We start from the raw sequence: 16,022 nt of genomic DNA, 5'->3' as shown, positions 1-16,022 counted from the left end.
ATCCATAGAACTCGCCTACGATTCCCTTACGGAAGAGGAGGACGCATGCCATGAAGATGACGCCCGTCACGATCGTTACCGGGAAGTCGGATGTTGCGAGATAGTTCTGCAGCGCAACGACGAAAGCAGCGCCGACGATGGGGCCTATGAGTGTTCCGATACCGCCCAGAAGCGTCATGAGGATCACTTCGCCCGACATCTGCCAGCCGACATCGGTCAGCGTTGCAAACTGGAAGACAAGCGCCTTCAGGCCGCCTGCAAGACCCGCGAGTGCTGCCGACATGACGAAGGCTGCAAGCTTGTAGCGGTTGACGGAATAGCCGAGCGAAACCGCGCGGTTCTCGTTTTCGCGTACCGACTTCAGGATCATGCCGAAGGGCGAGTTGATGATGCGCCAGATGACGAAGACGCCAAGGACGAACACGGCCAGCACGAAATAATACATGTTCATCGGCTGGTTGAGGTCGATGATGCCGAAGAGATATCCACGCGGCACACCCTGCAATCCGTCTTCGCCATGGGTGAAGGTGGCTTGCAGGCAGAAGAAGAAGAACATTTGCGCCAATGCCAGCGTAATCATCGTCGAATAGATGCCCTGACGGCGAATGGCGAGATAACCGATGACGAGGCCAAGGGCGGCTGCGGCGAGAACGCCGAGTACGAGACCGAGTTCCGGCGTGACGCCCCAGACTTTCACCGTATGGGCTGTGATATAGGCAGCGCCGCCGAAGAAGGCCGCATGGCCGAAGGACAGAATGCCGGTATAGCCCAAGAGAAGATTGAAGGCGGAGGCGAACAGCGCAAAGCACAACATCTTCATCAGGAAGATGGGGTAGACCATGAAGGGTGCAGCCAGCAGTCCCACAAGGGCGATGCCGAGGACGATGACCGAGAGGCTGTTGACGGCAGGCGCCTTGCTGTCGCGCGGGGCTGCGGTGGCCCTGAGAGCGGTCTTGAGAGCAGTATCAGCCATATCAGGCCTCCTTCCCGAACAGTCCGGCGGGTCGAACCAGAAGGACGATAGCCATGATGACGAAGATGACGATGCTGGAGGCTTCCGGATAGAAGACCTTGGTGAGGCCTTCCGCCAGCCCCAGCACATAACCGGTGATGATGGCGCCCAGGATCGAGCCCATGCCGCCGACGACCACCACGGCAAAGACCACGATGATGATGTTGGACCCCATCAGCGGGCTGACCTGATAGATCGGCGCGGCCATGATGCCCGCAACACCGGCAAGCGCCGCACCCAACGCATAGGTGAAGGTGAGGAGCAGCGGCACATTGATGCCGAAGGCCTTGACCAAAGTGGGGTTTTCCGTCGCGGCGCGCAGATAGGCGCCAAGCTTGGTCTTTTCGATCAGGAGCCAGGTGCCGAGGCAGACGAAAAGCGAGGCGACGACCACCCAGGCGCGATAGTTCGGCAGGAACATGAAGCCGAGATTGTGCCCGCCCGCAAGCGAAGGCGGCACGGCATAGGGCTGACCGGCAGCACCATAATAATAGCGGAACGTGCCTTCGATCACGAGGGCAAGGCCGAAGGTGAAGAGCAGGCCATAGAGCGGATCGAGATTGTAGAGCCGCGACAGGGCCACGCGCTCGATGATCGCGCCACCGAGGCCGACGATAAGCGGGGCGAGGATCAGCGCTGGCCAGTAGCCGATGCCAAGCCAGCTCAACAGCAGATAGCCGACAAAGGCACCCAGCATATATTGCGCGCCATGGGCGAAATTGATGATGCGCAGAAGCCCGAAGATGATGGCAAGGCCGAGACTCAGCATGGCATAGAAGGAGCCGTTGATGAGGCCGACCAGCAGCTGCCCGAGAAGTGCCTGCAAAGGTATTCCAAAAATCATTGTCATCGTGTCATACCCCCAGCGCTTCGTTGAGCGCCGCCATGCGGGCGGGCAGTTCGGCGGTGGGGAAGTTTTCCGTCACCACGCCATGATCCATGAGATAAAAGCGGTCGGCGACCTTGGCGGCGAAGCGGAAATTCTGCTCGACCAGCAACACCGTCATGCCACGTTTTTTCAACTCCACCAGCACATCGCCGATGCGCTGCACGATAACGGGCGCAAGACCTTCGGTCGGCTCGTCGAGCAGCAGCACCTTGACCCCGGTGCGCAGGATGCGCGCAATTGCCAGCATCTGCTGTTCGCCACCCGAAAGCTTGGTGCCGGGGCTGTTGCGGCGCTCATGCAGATTGGGAAAGAGTTCGTAGATTTCGTCGAGCGACATCGTGCCCTGACTGCCTTTGGCGACGACAGGCGGCAAAAGCAGGTTTTCATGCACGCTCAAGGTGGCAAAGATGCCGCGCTCTTCGGGCACAAAACCGAGACCTGCATGGGCGATGCGATGCAGCGGCACGCGCATGATGTCCTTGCCGTCGAGCGTGATGGTGCCAGTGCGCTTGCGGATGATGCCCATGATGGCACGCAGCGTCGTCGTCTTGCCGACGCCGTTGCGGCCAAGAAGCGTGATGGTTTCGCCGGGCCAGATATCGAGGTCGACGCCGTGCAGGGCATGGCTTTCGCCATACCAGGCATTGAGCCCGCGCACGGATAATAGCGGTTGGCCTCTATTCATGTTCGGTTCCCATATAGGCGGTGCGCACGCGCTCGTCCCTGGAGACGGTGGCATAATCGCCGGAGGCGAGAATTTCGCCGCGCTGCAGCACCGTGACGTGGTGGGCAATGTCGGCCACCACCTTGAGATTGTGTTCGACCATCAAGACCGCGCGATCCTTCGCCACATCGGCAATGAGGGCGGCAATGGTATGGACATCTTCATGGCCCATGCCCGCCATCGGCTCATCGAGCAGCAGAACCTTCGGATCAAGCGCCAGCGTGGTGGCGATTTCGAGCGCGCGCTTGCGGCCATAGGACAGATCGGCGGCCAGTGCATGACGGGCATCGGCAAGGCCGACCCGCTCCAGAAGCTCGATGGCCTGTGCGTCGAGCCGGTCGAGTGCTGACAGCGAGCGCCAGAACTGTGTGGCAAGCCCATTGGGACGCTGCAATGCGACCTTTACATTTTCCAGCACGGTCAGGTGCGGAAAGGTGGCCGAAATCTGGAACGAGCGCACCAAACCCATGCGGGCCACCTTGGCCGGATCAGTCTTGGTGATGGTTTCGCCCAGAAGCGTGATCTCGCCACTCGATGGCTGCAAGAACTTGGTCAGGAGATTGAAAACCGTGGTTTTGCCTGCGCCGTTGGGGCCGATCAACGCGTGAACACGAGCATGTTCCACATCGAGGTCGACATTCTTGACTGCATGAAAGCCGCCAAAAGACTTGCCCAGTCCGCGTGCCGAAAGAACGGTCTTGCCGGATGAGCCGCCATCGTTCGGCCCTGCTTCATGCAGGGCCGTCATATTGCCAGTTGCTGCGTTCATTCAACCAGCCTCTTTTTACTGCGTTACCAGCGGGCAGCCGCTTTCTTCCGGCTTCATGTAGGCCTGATCGCCGGGAATGGTTGCAAGAACCTTATAGTAATCCCACGGCGCCTTGCTTTCATCCGGCTTCTTCACTTCCATCAGATACATGTCGTAGATCATGCGTCCGTTGGCACCGACCTTGCCGTGACGAGCAAAGACGTCTTCGACCGGCATTTCATGAAGCTTCTTGGCAACGGCCTCGGTTTCGTCGGTCCCGGCTTCCTTGATCGCCTTCAGATACTGGGTGACAGCGGAATAGGTGCCTGCCTGGATCATGTTCGGCATACGGCCCGTGCGCTCGAAGAAACGCTTGCCGAATTCGCGCGATTCATCGTCGCGATCCCAGTAGAAACCTTCGGTCAGCGTCAGGCCTTGAGCGGCTTCGAGGCCGAGACCGTGCACTTCCGACAGGGTAAAGAGCAAGGCCGCGAGGCGCTGGCCACCGGCAACGATGCCGAATTCAGCCGCCTGCTTGATGGCGTTGGACGTGTCGAGACCTGCATTGGCAAGGCCGACCACCTTGGCGCCGGAGGCCTGTGCCTGCAGCAGGAAGGAGGAATAATCAGTGGTTGCCAGCGGGTGGCGCACGGAACCCAGAACCTTGCCGCCCTTGGATTCGACGAATTTGCTTGTCTGCTCTTCCAGCGAATAGCCGAAAGCATAGTCGGCAGTGAGGAAGTACCAGGTATCGCCGCCCTGCTGCACAAGCGAGCCGCCGGTGCCGACTGCAAGCGCATGGGTGTCATAGGCCCAATGGAAGCCATAAGGCGTGCACTGCTTGCCGGTCAGTTCCGATGTGGCCGCACCTGTGTTGATGGTGATCTTCTTTTTGTCCTTGGACAGGGCCTGTACGGCGAGGCCGACCGACGAGGTTGTCAGTTCCATGATGGAATCGACCTGCTCGGTGTCGTACCACTGGCGCGCGATGTTTGAGGCGACGTCCGGCTTGTTCTGGTGGTCCGCCGTGATGATCTCAATCGGCGCATCGAGCACTTTGCCGCCGAAATCTTCAGCCGCCATCTTGGCAGCCTCGAACGACCATTTGCCGCCGAAATCGGCATAAACGCCGGATTGATCGTTCAGAATGCCGATCTTGACCTTGCCGTCGGAAATTTCCGCTGCCGACGAGATAGCCGTGGCGGCGAAAAGCGCTGCCGTTGCAAGTGCGAGACATTTCATGAAGTGCTCCTCCCAATAACACCAAAACCGCCACGGAAAACCCGCACGGCATTCTTCAGAGCGCTATGCATCCTTACGGACGTACAAACGGCGCTCTAAACTATTGAATCTACGCATTGTGCTTTCTGAAAATCGATTCCGATTTTCCGGCCAATGCTGTAGTGAAGCAGTCTTTCGAGATCAGGAAACGGCTTTTCCTCTGTGCCGTTCGCCCTCTGCTTCCGCCCGATTTGTTCCTCCGCCCCGGGCGTTTCTTTCTTTATTGCAGCTCCTGACGCAAACCTGTCTGGCATTTTCGACGGAGCTACTTTTTGAAACGGTAGCATTGACAAATGCGTACACGAACAACAATTTTTGAACACTGTCTGTTCGAAAACGTACAGACAGAGAGGCAGGAGCCACCGCAACTGTTTGGGAGGGGTGCATGCGGCAGTTCACATGGGACGATCTGCAATATTTTCTGGCGGTTGCGCGCACCGGCCAGCTCTCCACGGCGGCGCGACAGTTGCGCACCAGCCATGTCACTGTTCTGCGCCGGATCGACCGCCTGGAACAGGCCCTTGCAACCAAGCTTTTCGAGCGCAATCCGCGCGGTTATCTGCTGACGCCCATCGGCGAACGGCTGGTGAACTCTGCCGAGGTCATGGAGCGCGAGGCGATGAAATTCCAGACCGAGGCTACCGGCAATCTGGCGGCGCTGTCAGGTGTCGTGCGTCTCTCGACGCTGGAAGGTTTCGGCAATTTCTTTCTTGCCGACCGTCTGCCTGTGCTGGCGCAATCCTATCCGAGCCTGTTCGTGGAAGTGGTGACGATCCAGCAGATCATGTCGCTGTCGCGCCGCGAGGCGGAATTGTCGATCACGCTGCATATGCCGCGTACCGGTCCCTATCACAGCGAGAAGCTGACGCCCTATCGGCTCTTCATCTATGGTCATCGCGATTATCTGGAGCGGCATCCGCCGATCAGGACACGCGAGGACATGGCCCGGCATCCGTTCATTGGTTACATCGACGACATGGTTTTCACGCCGGGCCTGGATTACATGCGCGAAATCCTGCCAGGGCAGCGCTGCACCTATCAAAGTTCCAGTATTCATGCGCAACTGATCGCCACGCAGATTGGCTATGGCTTGTGCGTGCTGCCTTATTTCATCGCCAGCCGGCATCCGGAACTGGTTCCGGTTCTGCCGCGCGAGATGCATCTGGTGCGTGAATATTGGATGAGCTGTCACATAGATGTGGTGGCTGCACCGCGAATCCGGGTGCTGAGCGATTTCATGATCCGCGCTGTGCGCGAATCTTCAGCAATCTTCCTCGGGGAACCCCTGCTGAGGGCATGATATTGTCGTTCGTTACTGATCAGATAGTGCCGCCGCCGATGGCGAAAATGCAAGTAATGACGAGTGCGGTAAAGCCGAACCCGATAATGAATAGATTAAGCGTCTTCATGTCCCCTCCTTTTCAACCCGGAGGCGTTATGTTCGACTTATGGTAGAATGTCTACCTTAAATTGTAATAGTCCAAACTAAAGTTGTATAACTGAATTTTAGACGGTTTCGCGCTCGATATCCCGGCGAAGCACGATTGCGGTAGTGAGATCCTCTACAGTTTCATGGGTGGCGATGAGATCACGCAGGCTGTTGAGGCGGTCTATGGTGGGGACTTCAACCTCAACGATCAAATCGAGCTGGCCACTCACCGACGATACCCGGCGCACCTCGGCATGGCGCGCCAACTCATCGAGAAGGCCAAGCGCCGGTGTACGCTTGAGGCTGACCAGAATCATGGCGCGGATGACGTTCCTGTCGATCTGGCCGATGTCTGCCCTGTAACCGCGAATGACGCCATTTTTCTCAAGATTGGCGACACGCTCTCCGGTTGCACTGCGCGAAAGACCGATGCGTCCCGCCAGGGTTTTCAGCGGAATGCGCGCTTCCTTGGAGAGAATGGCCAATATCTCGCGATCCTTCGCATCCAGTTCCCGCATGGTCGGTTCTTTCGTATTATCGTAAATGTGCCGGTCCATTCCGGCAAAGTGCCGGTCTGACCGACGCCTTGTCTGATGCCTGAAAATCGCGGACATGCCAAGCTCATCCTGTTACTTCCCATTCATATTCAACCCGTGAAGCGCCTCCCATGACCGATATTTCGCATCCCGCCCCCGATTTTTCTCCGCAAGAGGCTGAAGTGCTGGCCCAGCTTCATTTCGGCGTGACGGCGAGTGCCTCGCCGCTCGACAGCGAGCGTGATCGCAATTTCCGACTGAAGACGGGCAATGGATCGGGAGACTGGATTCTGAAAGTCGTGAATGCCAGTGAACCGCGCGTTGAAAGCGAATTCCAGACAGCGCTCCTGCAGCATCTGGCCAAGGCTGATCCGGTGCTTGCCGTGCCGCGCCTGAAGGCGAGCCTGTCGGGTGAGGTGCTGGCCTCTATCGAAAAGGAAAAGGGCAAGCCCCATGCGCTGCGGGTGGCAAGCTGGCTGCCGGGCACGCCGTTGGCCGAGGTCAAGCGCACCAAGGCGCTGATGCACAATCTGGGCGGTGCGCTGGGGCAGCTGGACCGCGCCTTGCAGGGCTTCATCCATCCGGGTGCCTTGCGCGATTTTGACTGGGATGTGCGCCACGCCGGACGGGCGCGTGACCGTCTGCATTTCATCGACAAGCCGGAAGACCGCGCCGTCGTCGAGCGCTTCCTTGTCCGTTTCGAGCGCGATATCGCGCCGAAGCTGCCGCTCCAGCGTGCACAGGTGATCCATAGCGATGCCAATGACTGGAATGTGCTGGTTGATCCGCAGGATAATGAACGTATTGCCGGGCTGATCGATTTTGGCGATGCGGTTCACACCGTTCTGGTTGCCGAAGTGGCGATTGCCGCTGCCTATTCCATTCTGGATATGGACGACCCGATTGGTGCAGCCGCAGCCCTCGCTGCCGGGTTCCATGCGAAATATCCGCTTTTGCCGCAGGAAATCGATCTCGTATTCGATCTGATTGCGATGCGTCTCGTCACCAGCGTCACGCTGTCGGCTTCGCGCCGCGAAAAGACCGGCGATAATCCTTATCTTGCGATCAGCGAAGCGCCTGCATGGCGGCTTCTGCACAAGCTTGATGCCATGAACCCGCGCTTCGCCACCGCCATCCTGCGCAAGGCATGCGGTTTCGATGCTGTAGACGGTGCTGGTGCGGTGCGTGAATGGATCAATGCCAACCGAAAGAACCTCGCCCCCATCGTTCGCCCGCATCCGGCGACCATGACCAAGGCGCTGGTGCCCTATGGCGACCCGGCCCATGTGATGACGGTCGATTCTGCCGGGCAGCGCCCAAAGGAAGCCACCGCCTGGTGGGACGATTTCTGCGCCCGCAACCATGTGCAGCTCGGCATCGGTCCATGGGGCGAAAAGCGTACTGTCTATACCGATGAGGCGTTTCGTTCACGCTTTGTCGAAGGCGAGCGGCGTGTCCACCATCTGGGCCTTGACCTGTTCATGCCTGCAGGCACGCCCGTCTACACGCCGCTTGCAGCTACTGTGAAAAGCGTCGAGATCGAGACCGCGCCACTTGGCTATGGCGGCCTGATTGCGCTGGAACATCAGCCGGAAGGCTGCCCGCCTTTCATCACGCTCTGGGGCCATATGGCGCATGAGGCTGTGTCCCGCCTGAAGCCGGGGCAGAAACTGGCCGCCGGTGATCTCGTCGGCCAGATGGGCGACATGCACGAGAATGGTGGCTGGACGCCGCATCTCCATTTCCAGATTTCGACCGATACCGGCCTCACGGCAGCGGAAATTCTGGGCGTCGGCGAACATGCCTATCTTGATGTCTGGGCCGATATCTTCCCGGATGCCGCAGTCCTTGCCGATATTCCGGCAGAAGCCTTCCACCAGACCGGTCGCACGCGCGCCGAGATCGTCAGCGCCCGCAAGGATATTCTGCTGCCGAACCTCTCCGTCTCCTATTCCGAGCCGATCAAGTTCGTGCGCGGTGAAGGCGCATGGCTGATCGACAATCGGGGCCGCGCCTATCTCGATTGCTTCAACAATGTCTGCCATCTCGGCCACGCTCATCCGCAGGTGGTGGAGGCGATTGCCAGACAGGCCGCAATCCTCAACACCAATACGCGCTATCTGCACGACAACATCGTTTCCTATGCGGAGCGCCTGACGGCGACTTTGCCGGAAGGTTTGACGGTGGCCTCGTTTGCCTGCTCGGGCAGCGAAGCGAACAGTCTGGCGCTGCGCATGGCACGCGCGCATTCGGGCCAGCGCGACGCGCTGGTGCTCGACTGGGCCTATCACGGCACAACGCAGGAGTTGATCGATCTCAGTCCCTATAAATACAAGCGCAAGGGCGGCAAAGGACGTCCGGATCACGTGTTTGAGGCCGTCATCCCTGACAGCTACCGCGCGCCGGAAAATTGGCCGCTGGCAGAACATGGCAAGCGCTTTGCTGAAAGTATTGCCGAGCAGATCGAGGCCATCAAAAGCCTTGGACGCGGCCCGGCTTATTTCATTGCCGAGTCGATCCCGAGCGTCGCCGGTCAGGTCTTCCTGCCGGAAGGCTATCTGCAGGAAGTCTACAAGATGGTGCGGGCGGCTGGTGGTGTCTGCATCGCGGATGAGGTGCAGGTTGGCTTCGGTCGTGTCGGCAGCCACTGGTGGGCGTTCGAAATGCAGGATGTGGTGCCGGATATCGTCACCATGGGCAAGCCTATCGGCAACGGCCATCCGATGTCGGCAGTGGTAACGACCCGTGAAATAGCCAGCAGCTTCAACAATGGCATGGAATATTTCAACACGTTTGGTGGCAATCCGGTTTCCTGCGCGGCAGGTCTGGCAGTGCTGGATGTCATTGAGCGCAACGATCTGCGCCGCAACGCGCTTGATATCGGCAACTATCTCATAGACGGGTTCCGCTCGATGCAGAAGCGCTTCGATATCATCGGCGACGTGCGCGGGCAGGGGCTGTTCCTCGGTATCGAGCTGGTCACGGATCGCAAGACCAAGGAACCGGCAACGGCTCTGGCCAAGAAGATCAATGATGGCGCGCGCGAACGCGGCATTCTGATGGGGACTGAAGGTCCGTTCGACAATGTCCTGAAAATGCGCCCGCCGATGATCTTCACACGTGCCAATGCCGATCATCTGCTGAGCGTTCTGGAGGACAGCTTCGCGGCTGCACTGAAGTAGTTCGTAGTCGGATAACTGAACAAACAACAAGCCCGGCGGCGTGCTGCCGGGCAATGGATCGGCTTTTTCGAAATTCTGGGCCGAAACTCTGGCCTGAAACTCTGGGAGGAGGAACAATGAAAAAAATAGTTTTGGGTTCGTTGTTGGCGGCGGGCTTTGCCATGTCCGCTCAAAGTGGGGCGCAGGCGGATACGCTTTCGACCGTGAAGGAGCGCGGCAAGATCAATTGCGGCGTCAGTCAGGGCGTTGCAGGCTTTTCGTCGCCAGACGATCAGGGCAAATGGACCGGCTTCGATATTGATTTCTGTCGTGCGGTATCGGCGGCAGTCTTTGGCGATCCTGACAAGGTGAGCTTCATTCCGCTTTCGACCAAGGAACGCTTCACGGCGTTGCAATCCGGCACGGTCGACCTGCTTTCGCGCCAGACCACCTGGACGCTTTCGCGTGATGCGGGCATGGGCATCCATTTCGTCGGCACCGCCTATTATGACGGTCAAGGTTTCATGATCCGTAAGGATCTGGGTATCGATAGCGCCTTGAAGCTCGACGGCGCTTCGGTCTGCACCGAGCAGGGCACGACCACCGAACAAAACGCCGCTGATTTTTTCAGCGCCAACAGTATCAAGTATGAACCGGTGGTGATTGATTCTGCCGATGGCATCCTGAAAGCATTTGAAACGGGTCGCTGCGATGTTTACACGACCGACGCGTCCGCACTTTATGCGCAACGTCTGAAGCTTGCCGAACCTGATGCTTTCACCGTTCTGCCGGAAGTGATTTCCAAGGAACCGCTTGGACCTGCCGTCCGCCAGGGCGACGATAAATGGTTCAACATCGTTCGCTGGACGCTGTTTGCAATGCTTGAGGCCGAGGAACTGGGCATTACGCAAGCCTCCGCTGATGCGGATCTGAACTCCAAGAAGCCGGACGTGCGCCGTTTCCTCGGATCGGAAGGCGATAGCGGCCAACAGCTCGGCCTTGAGCCGAAATGGGCCTATAATGTCGTCTCCAAGATCGGCAATTATGGCGAAATGTTTGAACGCACCATCGGCAAGGGCAGCCTGCTCAAGATCGACCGCGGCATCAATGCTCTGTGGAACAAGGGCGGGCTCATGTATGCGCCGCCTGTAAAATAACCGGTTTACAGCTCTTCGAGCAGGTCGCCGGAGGCTTCGATATCACGCAGGCGCTTTCGTCCGGAAGCGCCTGCTTTTTCAATGGCCCGCGTGGTCAATAAATGGCAGAGCGCCATGACCGCAACGTGATTGAACAACGGGCCGGGCGCCAGTGTCTGGCAATGAAAATGCCATTGCGCGGAAGCCCGGAACGGCGCGCCTTCATCGGTGATGTAGAGAAGTTTCGCACCACGCTTTTCGATGGCGGCAAGGATGTCGTCCATTTTTGCAATACGGCGGCGAAGCGCGAAGACGATGACCATATCGTCGGGGCTGATGCTGGCAATATATTCGCCAAGTGTCTGGCCCGGTCCGGGAACCGCAACGATATTGTCCACCACCTGTATCATCTGCCATTGCAGATAGGCCGCAAAAGGCTGGCTGCTGCGAAAGCCGAATACCCATGTCTTGCGTGCGCCGAGCATTGCTTCCACAACGGCATCGATCTGTGTTTCGCGTATGGAAAGAAAGGTCTTTTCCAGATTGGCGATGCCCTGACCGACATGCGACGACAGGGATTGGCCGCTCTCCGCATCGGTAACACTCGACAGAAACAGACGAGATCCCGTCTGTTTTTCCTCACGGGCATGGCGTCGGGATTCTTCATAGGTGTCATAACCGAGGCGCTGTACGAAACGCGTCACGGTCGCGTTGGAAACATGGGCGAGAGCTGCCAGTTCCGACGCCGAATAGCTCGCCAGTTCCCCTGGAAAATCACATACGAATTCACCCAGCCTTTTTTCGGCTGGCGGCAGTTCGTCCATAACGTCTCTTACGCGGGTCAGAAAGGACTTTTCGGTGGGTTTCATGTGCCGCCTGATGAAATCATATTTTCAGATTGCCTAACTATTAGCAGCTTTTGACTATTTTTGCATCTTTTTCGCCTAAGCTTTGAGCAGATTATCTATCTGAAAATAAACGATAAAAAATTTCTTGTAAAAATTGATTTTCTGATGTTTGATTATGAAAAAATAATTTCATACGGCTAATATCATGGGAGTTGGACCGTTATGGCAGGGGAACAAATGATACAATCCGGTGCGACGTCACCGGCCATCAAGCAGATGGAAAATGCATTGGGAAATATCGGCGTGACCACTGCGCACAAGCAGATTCTCGCGCTGATCCTGATCGGCTGTCTCTTTGACAGTTTCGAGCAGAACACGATTGGCCTCGTCGGGCCGGTCCTTCGCGAACAATGGGGGCTGTCGGGCGCCGATATCGGCTTCCTCAATACCATCACTTTCGCAAGCGCGGCCATTGGCCGTCTCTTGTCCGGCATTCTTGGCGACCGGTACGGCCGCCGTGTCATGCTGACGATCAATCTTCTTCTCTTCACCGTCGGTTCCGCACTTTGTGCGCTCGCACCGAGCTTCGGCTGGCTCTGTCTCGCACGCGCCATCGTTGGCTTTGGTGTCGGCGGCGAAATTTCGACTGCCGTTACGATGCTTGCCGAATTCTGTTCGCCGAAGTTCCGTGGAACTGCAGCTGGTCTCGTCAATGTCGGCGCAGGCGGTTTCGGCAACTTCCTCGCCCCGGCTTTCGGCCTGCTGGTTTTCACGCTCTTTCCGGGCGACGACAACTGGCGCTGGCTCTTCGCCGTTCTGGCGATCCCCGCTTTCCTCGTTGTTTTCTTTCGCCGTTACGTGCCGGAAACACCGCGTTTTCTGGCCTCGCAAGGCAAGATCGACGAAGCAAACAAGGTACTTTCCATTCTGGCGTCTGGATCACTCCGGCCCAAGAACCTGAAAGTCACTGAATATCTGTCCAAGTCGGAAAACAGTGACACCAAGCCTGTCAAGGGCAATTGGAGGGAACTGTTCCAGGCGCCTTATCTTGGCCGCACCGTCCCTGTGGCGATCGCGATCCTGATGAGCTACGGCGCACAGCTTTCCGTCCTGACGCTCATGCCAATGATTTTCGTTTCGATGGGCTACACGCTTTCGGGCAGCCTTCTTTACAGCATGATCATCCAGAGCGGCAGCGTGCTCGGTGCCATTGCAGCATCGGCATTCGGCTATTACTTTCCGCGCAAGAAAGTTCTCAGCCTGGGTGCGGTCTGCGCCTGTGCTGCAGCGCTTTCGATCATCTATCTTGGCACGAATATCTATCTGGTGCTGTTTTTCGGAGCGTTGTTCCAGTTCTTCGTCCTGTTGCTCAACACGTCGATCTGGATTTACGCGCCGGAACTCTATCCGACCCGTATCCGTGGCTTCGGTGTGGCACTCATCCTCGCGAGCGGTTCGGCTGCCGGATCCTTCGTGCCGACGATTGCGGGTGCCTTGTTCGACACATACGGAATGCTTGGTGTCTTCGGCCTTGCCGCATCGATGTATGCCATCTTCGCATTCTGCATCCAGCTTGGACCGGAAACCTATGGTCGGTCCATGGAAGACCTGACGCAGCCGGCGGAAGCCGAAGAGCCGACGGTCGATTTCACAAAAACTGCTAAAGAACAGGCCTGAACATGACTGCATCATCCCCCTATGTCCTGCTGATCAATCCAAACAGCTCAGAGGCAACGAGCGGGATGATGCTCGATATTGCCAGGCGGAAGGCGAACGGGCGGCTTCGGATCGAAGCCGCCACTGCGACACGCAGCCCTTCGATGATCGTCAATGACGAGCAGCTGCACGCTTCAGCGGTGCAGGTCATAGAAATCGGCAGGGGGCAGAACTCAAACTGCATCGGGGTCATTGTCAGCGCTTATGGCGATCCCGGTGTCGTGCATCTGCAGGAGAGCCTGGCCGTGCCGGTTCTCGGCATTTGCGAGGCCTCGATGGTCGAGGCAACACGGAATGGACGACGGTTCGGCATTGCGACGGTAACGCCGGATCTTGCCGATGCAATAGCCGCGCGGGCGGAAAGCCTAGGCCTGTCGCATCTTTATACGGGTATTCGCTGCACGCCCGGAGACCCTGAGAAGCTGGCGCGCGATGGCGCGCGTCTGCGTACAGAACTGGAAGCGGCGGTGCGGCTTTGCATCATGGATGGAGCCGAAGCGGTCATCATCGGCGGTGGGCCGCTCGGGGAAGCTGCGGAACAACTGCGTGGCGGCTTCGATATTCCGATTGTCGCGCCGATCTCGTCAGCGGTGGAGCTAATGATCGAGGCGCTCGACAAACAGCAGATCTGTGGAGAAGCGCAGGCCTGATCGTGGGATTGCCGGGACATTCGTTCCGGCGACCGACAGGCATTTTATCGGTGCGGTACACCCCCTTGCACCGGATCACAGATACGCCGGGGGCGTTGTGATTGAAAATGTCTTTTTGCACGCTTCCTTCTTGGCCGAGAAGAAAGCGTGCTTCTTTATTTGGCGTCCGTCTATCGCTGCTTGGCTAGACCCTGCTCGCGCATCTGGCTGAGGCTCATCTTCGGTGAAAGCGCTTCCGGATCGATGCGGATTTCGATGAGGCCCGGCTTGCCGGACTTTTCGCAAGCCTCGAAGGCCGGTGCAAAATCAGCCGTCTTTTCCACCACTTCGCCATGCAGGCCATAGGCGCGGGCAAGCGCTGCGAAGTCAGGATTGGCGAGGCCGGTGCCTGAAACGCGGCCCGGATAGGTGCGTTCCTGATGCATACGGATGGTGCCATACATGCCGTTATTGACGACGATGAAGATGGCATTGGCTCCATACTGCGCTGCTGTTGCCAGTTCCTGACCGTTCATGAGGAAGCAGCCGTCACCTGCAAAGGCAACAACCGTGCGTTCCGGTGCGGTGAGCTTGGCCGCGACCGCAGCCGGTACGCCATAGCCCATCGAGCCGTTGGTGGGAGCCAGCTGGCTGCGATAGGTGCGGTACTGGTAGAAGCGATGCGGCCATGCGGAATAGTTGCCCGCGCCATTGGTGATGATGGCGTCGGCGGGCAGATGCGCGCGCAGCCACTCCATCACTTCGCCCATCTGCACATCACCGGGGATGACTGGCGATTTGATGTTGTCGCGGTAATCGGCATTGGCGCTGTCGGTCCATGATTTCCAGCGCGGATCAGCAACCGGCGCAAGCTTTGCTGCTGCCGCACAGAAGGCAGGCATGGAGGCATTGACCGGAACGTCTGCATGATAGACGCGGCCCAGTTCCTCTGCGCCCGGATGGATATGGATGAGCTTCTGTTGTGGCACCGGAATGGATACCAGTTCGTAGCCCTGCGTCGTCATTTCGCCGAGGCGGGCACCGATCACGATCAGCAGATCGGCATCACGCACGCGCTGCGCCAGCTTGGGGCTGATCGAGGTTCCCATTTCGCCTGCGTAGAGCGGGTGAGTGTTGTCGAACATGTCTTGGCAGCGGAAGGATGCCGCGACGGGCAGGTGCATGTTCTCGGCAAATTTCCGCAGATCGCTGATGGCTCTCGCATTCCAGCCGCCACCGCCGACGATCACCAGAGGCCGTTCGGCCTTTGCAAGAAGCGTCTGCATGTCCTGTAGCTGGTCGGCACCTGGATGCATCTGGACCTGCTTATAGGCCGGTGCATCGCTGACGGCGGCATAGGATGTCAGCATGTCTTCCGGCAGGGCGATCACGACCGGGCCGGGGCGACCGTTGACGGCGCGGTGGAAGGCTTGGCTGACCAGTTCCGGAATGCGGGCGGCATCGTCGATCTGGACGACCCATTTGGCCATCTGGCCGAACATGCGGCGATAATCGATTTCCTGAAATGCCTCGCGCTCGACCTGATCGCTGGCGACCTGACCGATGAAGAGCAGCATCGGTGTCGAATCCTGAAAAGCTGTATGCACACCGACAGAGGCGTTTGTTGCGCCGGGACCGCGTGTGACGAAGCAGATACCCGGCTTGCCGGTCAGCTTGCCATAGGTTTCCGCCATATAGGCCGCGCCGCCTTCCTGCCGGCAGACGATCAGGTCAATCGCGTCGCTGAAATCATGAAAGGCGTCAAGCGCAGCGAGATAGCTCTCGCCGGGGACGCAGAAGACCCGGTCAGTGCCGTGGATGCGCAGCGCATCCACCAAAATCTGGCCTCCGGTACGGGCATTGGGTTTGCTCGTCATTGTATGCATTTCCTCAATCTCACCATGTCTCGCTCG

General features: G+C 58.3%; 13 protein-coding genes. 5 read left to right on the top strand and 8 right to left on the bottom strand.

Translation table 11 applies throughout. The features are described from left to right. From AAE521_RS15405 to AAE521_RS15385, 5 genes are all read right to left on the bottom strand, one after another. A partial coding sequence (locus AAE521_RS15405) for a branched-chain amino acid ABC transporter permease (RefSeq protein WP_342061776.1) occupies positions 1-973 on the bottom strand: 973 nt, incomplete at its 3' end. 1 nt (position 974) lies between these two features. Beyond that, the gene (locus tag AAE521_RS15400) at positions 975-1,862 is read right to left on the bottom strand and encodes a branched-chain amino acid ABC transporter permease (protein WP_010659466.1); all 888 of its coding nucleotides are present in this window, start codon (positions 1,860-1,862) and stop codon (positions 975-977) included. Between the two features lie 4 nt (positions 1,863-1,866). Continuing rightward, on the bottom strand, positions 1,867-2,586 hold the full coding sequence (locus AAE521_RS15395; RefSeq protein WP_010659467.1) for an ABC transporter ATP-binding protein: 720 nt from the start codon (positions 2,584-2,586) through the stop codon (positions 1,867-1,869). Next, complete coding sequence (locus AAE521_RS15390) at positions 2,579-3,394, bottom strand: ABC transporter ATP-binding protein (protein ID WP_342061775.1); 816 nt, start codon at positions 3,392-3,394, stop codon at positions 2,579-2,581. Before AAE521_RS15390 ends, AAE521_RS15395 begins: the two co-directional genes overlap by 8 nt. Positions 3,395-3,409: 15 nt before the next feature. Next, positions 3,410-4,615, bottom strand: coding sequence for an ABC transporter substrate-binding protein (locus AAE521_RS15385; RefSeq protein WP_010659469.1), 1,206 nt, complete (start codon positions 4,613-4,615; stop codon positions 3,410-3,412). A 424-nt stretch (positions 4,616-5,039) separates the two neighbouring features. Here AAE521_RS15385 and AAE521_RS15380 point away from each other — a divergent pair, with 424 nt between their 5' ends. Beyond that, positions 5,040-5,954 carry a LysR family transcriptional regulator gene (locus tag AAE521_RS15380; protein ID WP_012091474.1) on the top strand — a complete coding sequence of 305 codons (915 nt, stop codon included), beginning with the start codon at positions 5,040-5,042 and terminating at the stop codon, positions 5,952-5,954. Between the two features lie 206 nt (positions 5,955-6,160). Here AAE521_RS15380 and AAE521_RS15375 read toward each other — a convergent pair whose 3' ends face one another. Next, on the bottom strand, positions 6,161-6,601 hold the full coding sequence (locus AAE521_RS15375) for an Lrp/AsnC family transcriptional regulator (RefSeq protein ID WP_010659472.1): 441 nt from the start codon (positions 6,599-6,601) through the stop codon (positions 6,161-6,163). Between the two features lie 149 nt (positions 6,602-6,750). Here AAE521_RS15375 and AAE521_RS15370 point away from each other — a divergent pair, with 149 nt between their 5' ends. Next, the gene (locus AAE521_RS15370; RefSeq protein ID WP_342061774.1) at positions 6,751-9,801 is read left to right on the top strand and encodes an aminotransferase class III-fold pyridoxal phosphate-dependent enzyme; all 3,051 of its coding nucleotides are present in this window, start codon (positions 6,751-6,753) and stop codon (positions 9,799-9,801) included. 116 nt (positions 9,802-9,917) lie between these two features. Next, the gene (locus AAE521_RS15365) at positions 9,918-10,937 is read left to right on the top strand and encodes an amino acid ABC transporter substrate-binding protein (protein WP_012091476.1); all 1,020 of its coding nucleotides are present in this window, start codon (positions 9,918-9,920) and stop codon (positions 10,935-10,937) included. A gap of 5 nt (positions 10,938-10,942) precedes the next feature. Here the strand turns inward: AAE521_RS15365 and AAE521_RS15360 are convergent, their stop codons facing one another. Then, the gene (locus tag AAE521_RS15360) at positions 10,943-11,785 is read right to left on the bottom strand and encodes a MurR/RpiR family transcriptional regulator (protein WP_342061773.1); all 843 of its coding nucleotides are present in this window, start codon (positions 11,783-11,785) and stop codon (positions 10,943-10,945) included. A gap of 201 nt (positions 11,786-11,986) precedes the next feature. On the opposite strand from AAE521_RS15360, the gene AAE521_RS15355 reads away from it, so the two are divergent. Together AAE521_RS15355 and AAE521_RS15350 are read left to right on the top strand one after the other, a co-directional pair. Continuing rightward, positions 11,987-13,441 (top strand): MFS transporter, encoded by a 1,455-nt coding sequence (locus tag AAE521_RS15355; protein WP_342061772.1) that lies wholly within the window; start codon positions 11,987-11,989, stop codon positions 13,439-13,441. 2 nt (positions 13,442-13,443) lie between these two features. Continuing rightward, complete coding sequence (locus AAE521_RS15350) at positions 13,444-14,130, top strand: aspartate/glutamate racemase family protein (protein ID WP_342061771.1); 687 nt, start codon at positions 13,444-13,446, stop codon at positions 14,128-14,130. A gap of 170 nt (positions 14,131-14,300) precedes the next feature. On the opposite strand, the gene AAE521_RS15345 is transcribed toward AAE521_RS15350, so the two are convergent. Beyond that, complete coding sequence (locus AAE521_RS15345) at positions 14,301-15,986, bottom strand: thiamine pyrophosphate-binding protein (RefSeq protein ID WP_342061770.1); 1,686 nt, start codon at positions 15,984-15,986, stop codon at positions 14,301-14,303. Positions 15,987-16,022 lie beyond the last annotated feature (36 nt).

Source organism: Brucella cytisi (assembly GCF_038433355.1).
GTDB classification, from domain to species: domain Bacteria; phylum Pseudomonadota; class Alphaproteobacteria; order Rhizobiales; family Rhizobiaceae; genus Brucella; species Brucella cytisi.
This window is presented reverse-complemented; position numbering and strand designations above follow the sequence as displayed.

Bases quoted from the DNA above. Each gene is read 5' to 3' on its own strand.
- AAE521_RS15395 (WP_010659467.1), bottom strand. From the start codon at position 2,586: ATGAATAGAGGCCAACCGCTATTATCCGTGCGCGGGCTCAATGCCTGG.
- AAE521_RS15355 (WP_342061772.1), top strand. From the start codon at position 11,987: ATGGCAGGGGAACAAATGATACAATCCGGTGCGACGTCACCGGCCATC.
- AAE521_RS15390 (WP_342061775.1), bottom strand. From the start codon at position 3,394: ATGAACGCAGCAACTGGCAATATGACGGCCCTGCATGAAGCAGGGCCG.
- AAE521_RS15400 (WP_010659466.1), bottom strand. From the start codon at position 1,862: ATGACAATGATTTTTGGAATACCTTTGCAGGCACTTCTCGGGCAGCTG.
- AAE521_RS15360 (WP_342061773.1), bottom strand. From the start codon at position 11,785: ATGAAACCCACCGAAAAGTCCTTTCTGACCCGCGTAAGAGACGTTATG.
- AAE521_RS15345 (WP_342061770.1), bottom strand. From the start codon at position 15,986: ATGACGAGCAAACCCAATGCCCGTACCGGAGGCCAGATTTTGGTGGAT.
- AAE521_RS15385 (WP_010659469.1), bottom strand. From the start codon at position 4,615: ATGAAATGTCTCGCACTTGCAACGGCAGCGCTTTTCGCCGCCACGGCT.
- AAE521_RS15380 (WP_012091474.1), top strand. From the start codon at position 5,040: ATGCGGCAGTTCACATGGGACGATCTGCAATATTTTCTGGCGGTTGCG.
- AAE521_RS15365 (WP_012091476.1), top strand. From the start codon at position 9,918: ATGAAAAAAATAGTTTTGGGTTCGTTGTTGGCGGCGGGCTTTGCCATG.
- AAE521_RS15375 (WP_010659472.1), bottom strand. From the start codon at position 6,601: ATGCGGGAACTGGATGCGAAGGATCGCGAGATATTGGCCATTCTCTCC.
- AAE521_RS15350 (WP_342061771.1), top strand. From the start codon at position 13,444: ATGACTGCATCATCCCCCTATGTCCTGCTGATCAATCCAAACAGCTCA.
- AAE521_RS15370 (WP_342061774.1), top strand. From the start codon at position 6,751: ATGACCGATATTTCGCATCCCGCCCCCGATTTTTCTCCGCAAGAGGCT.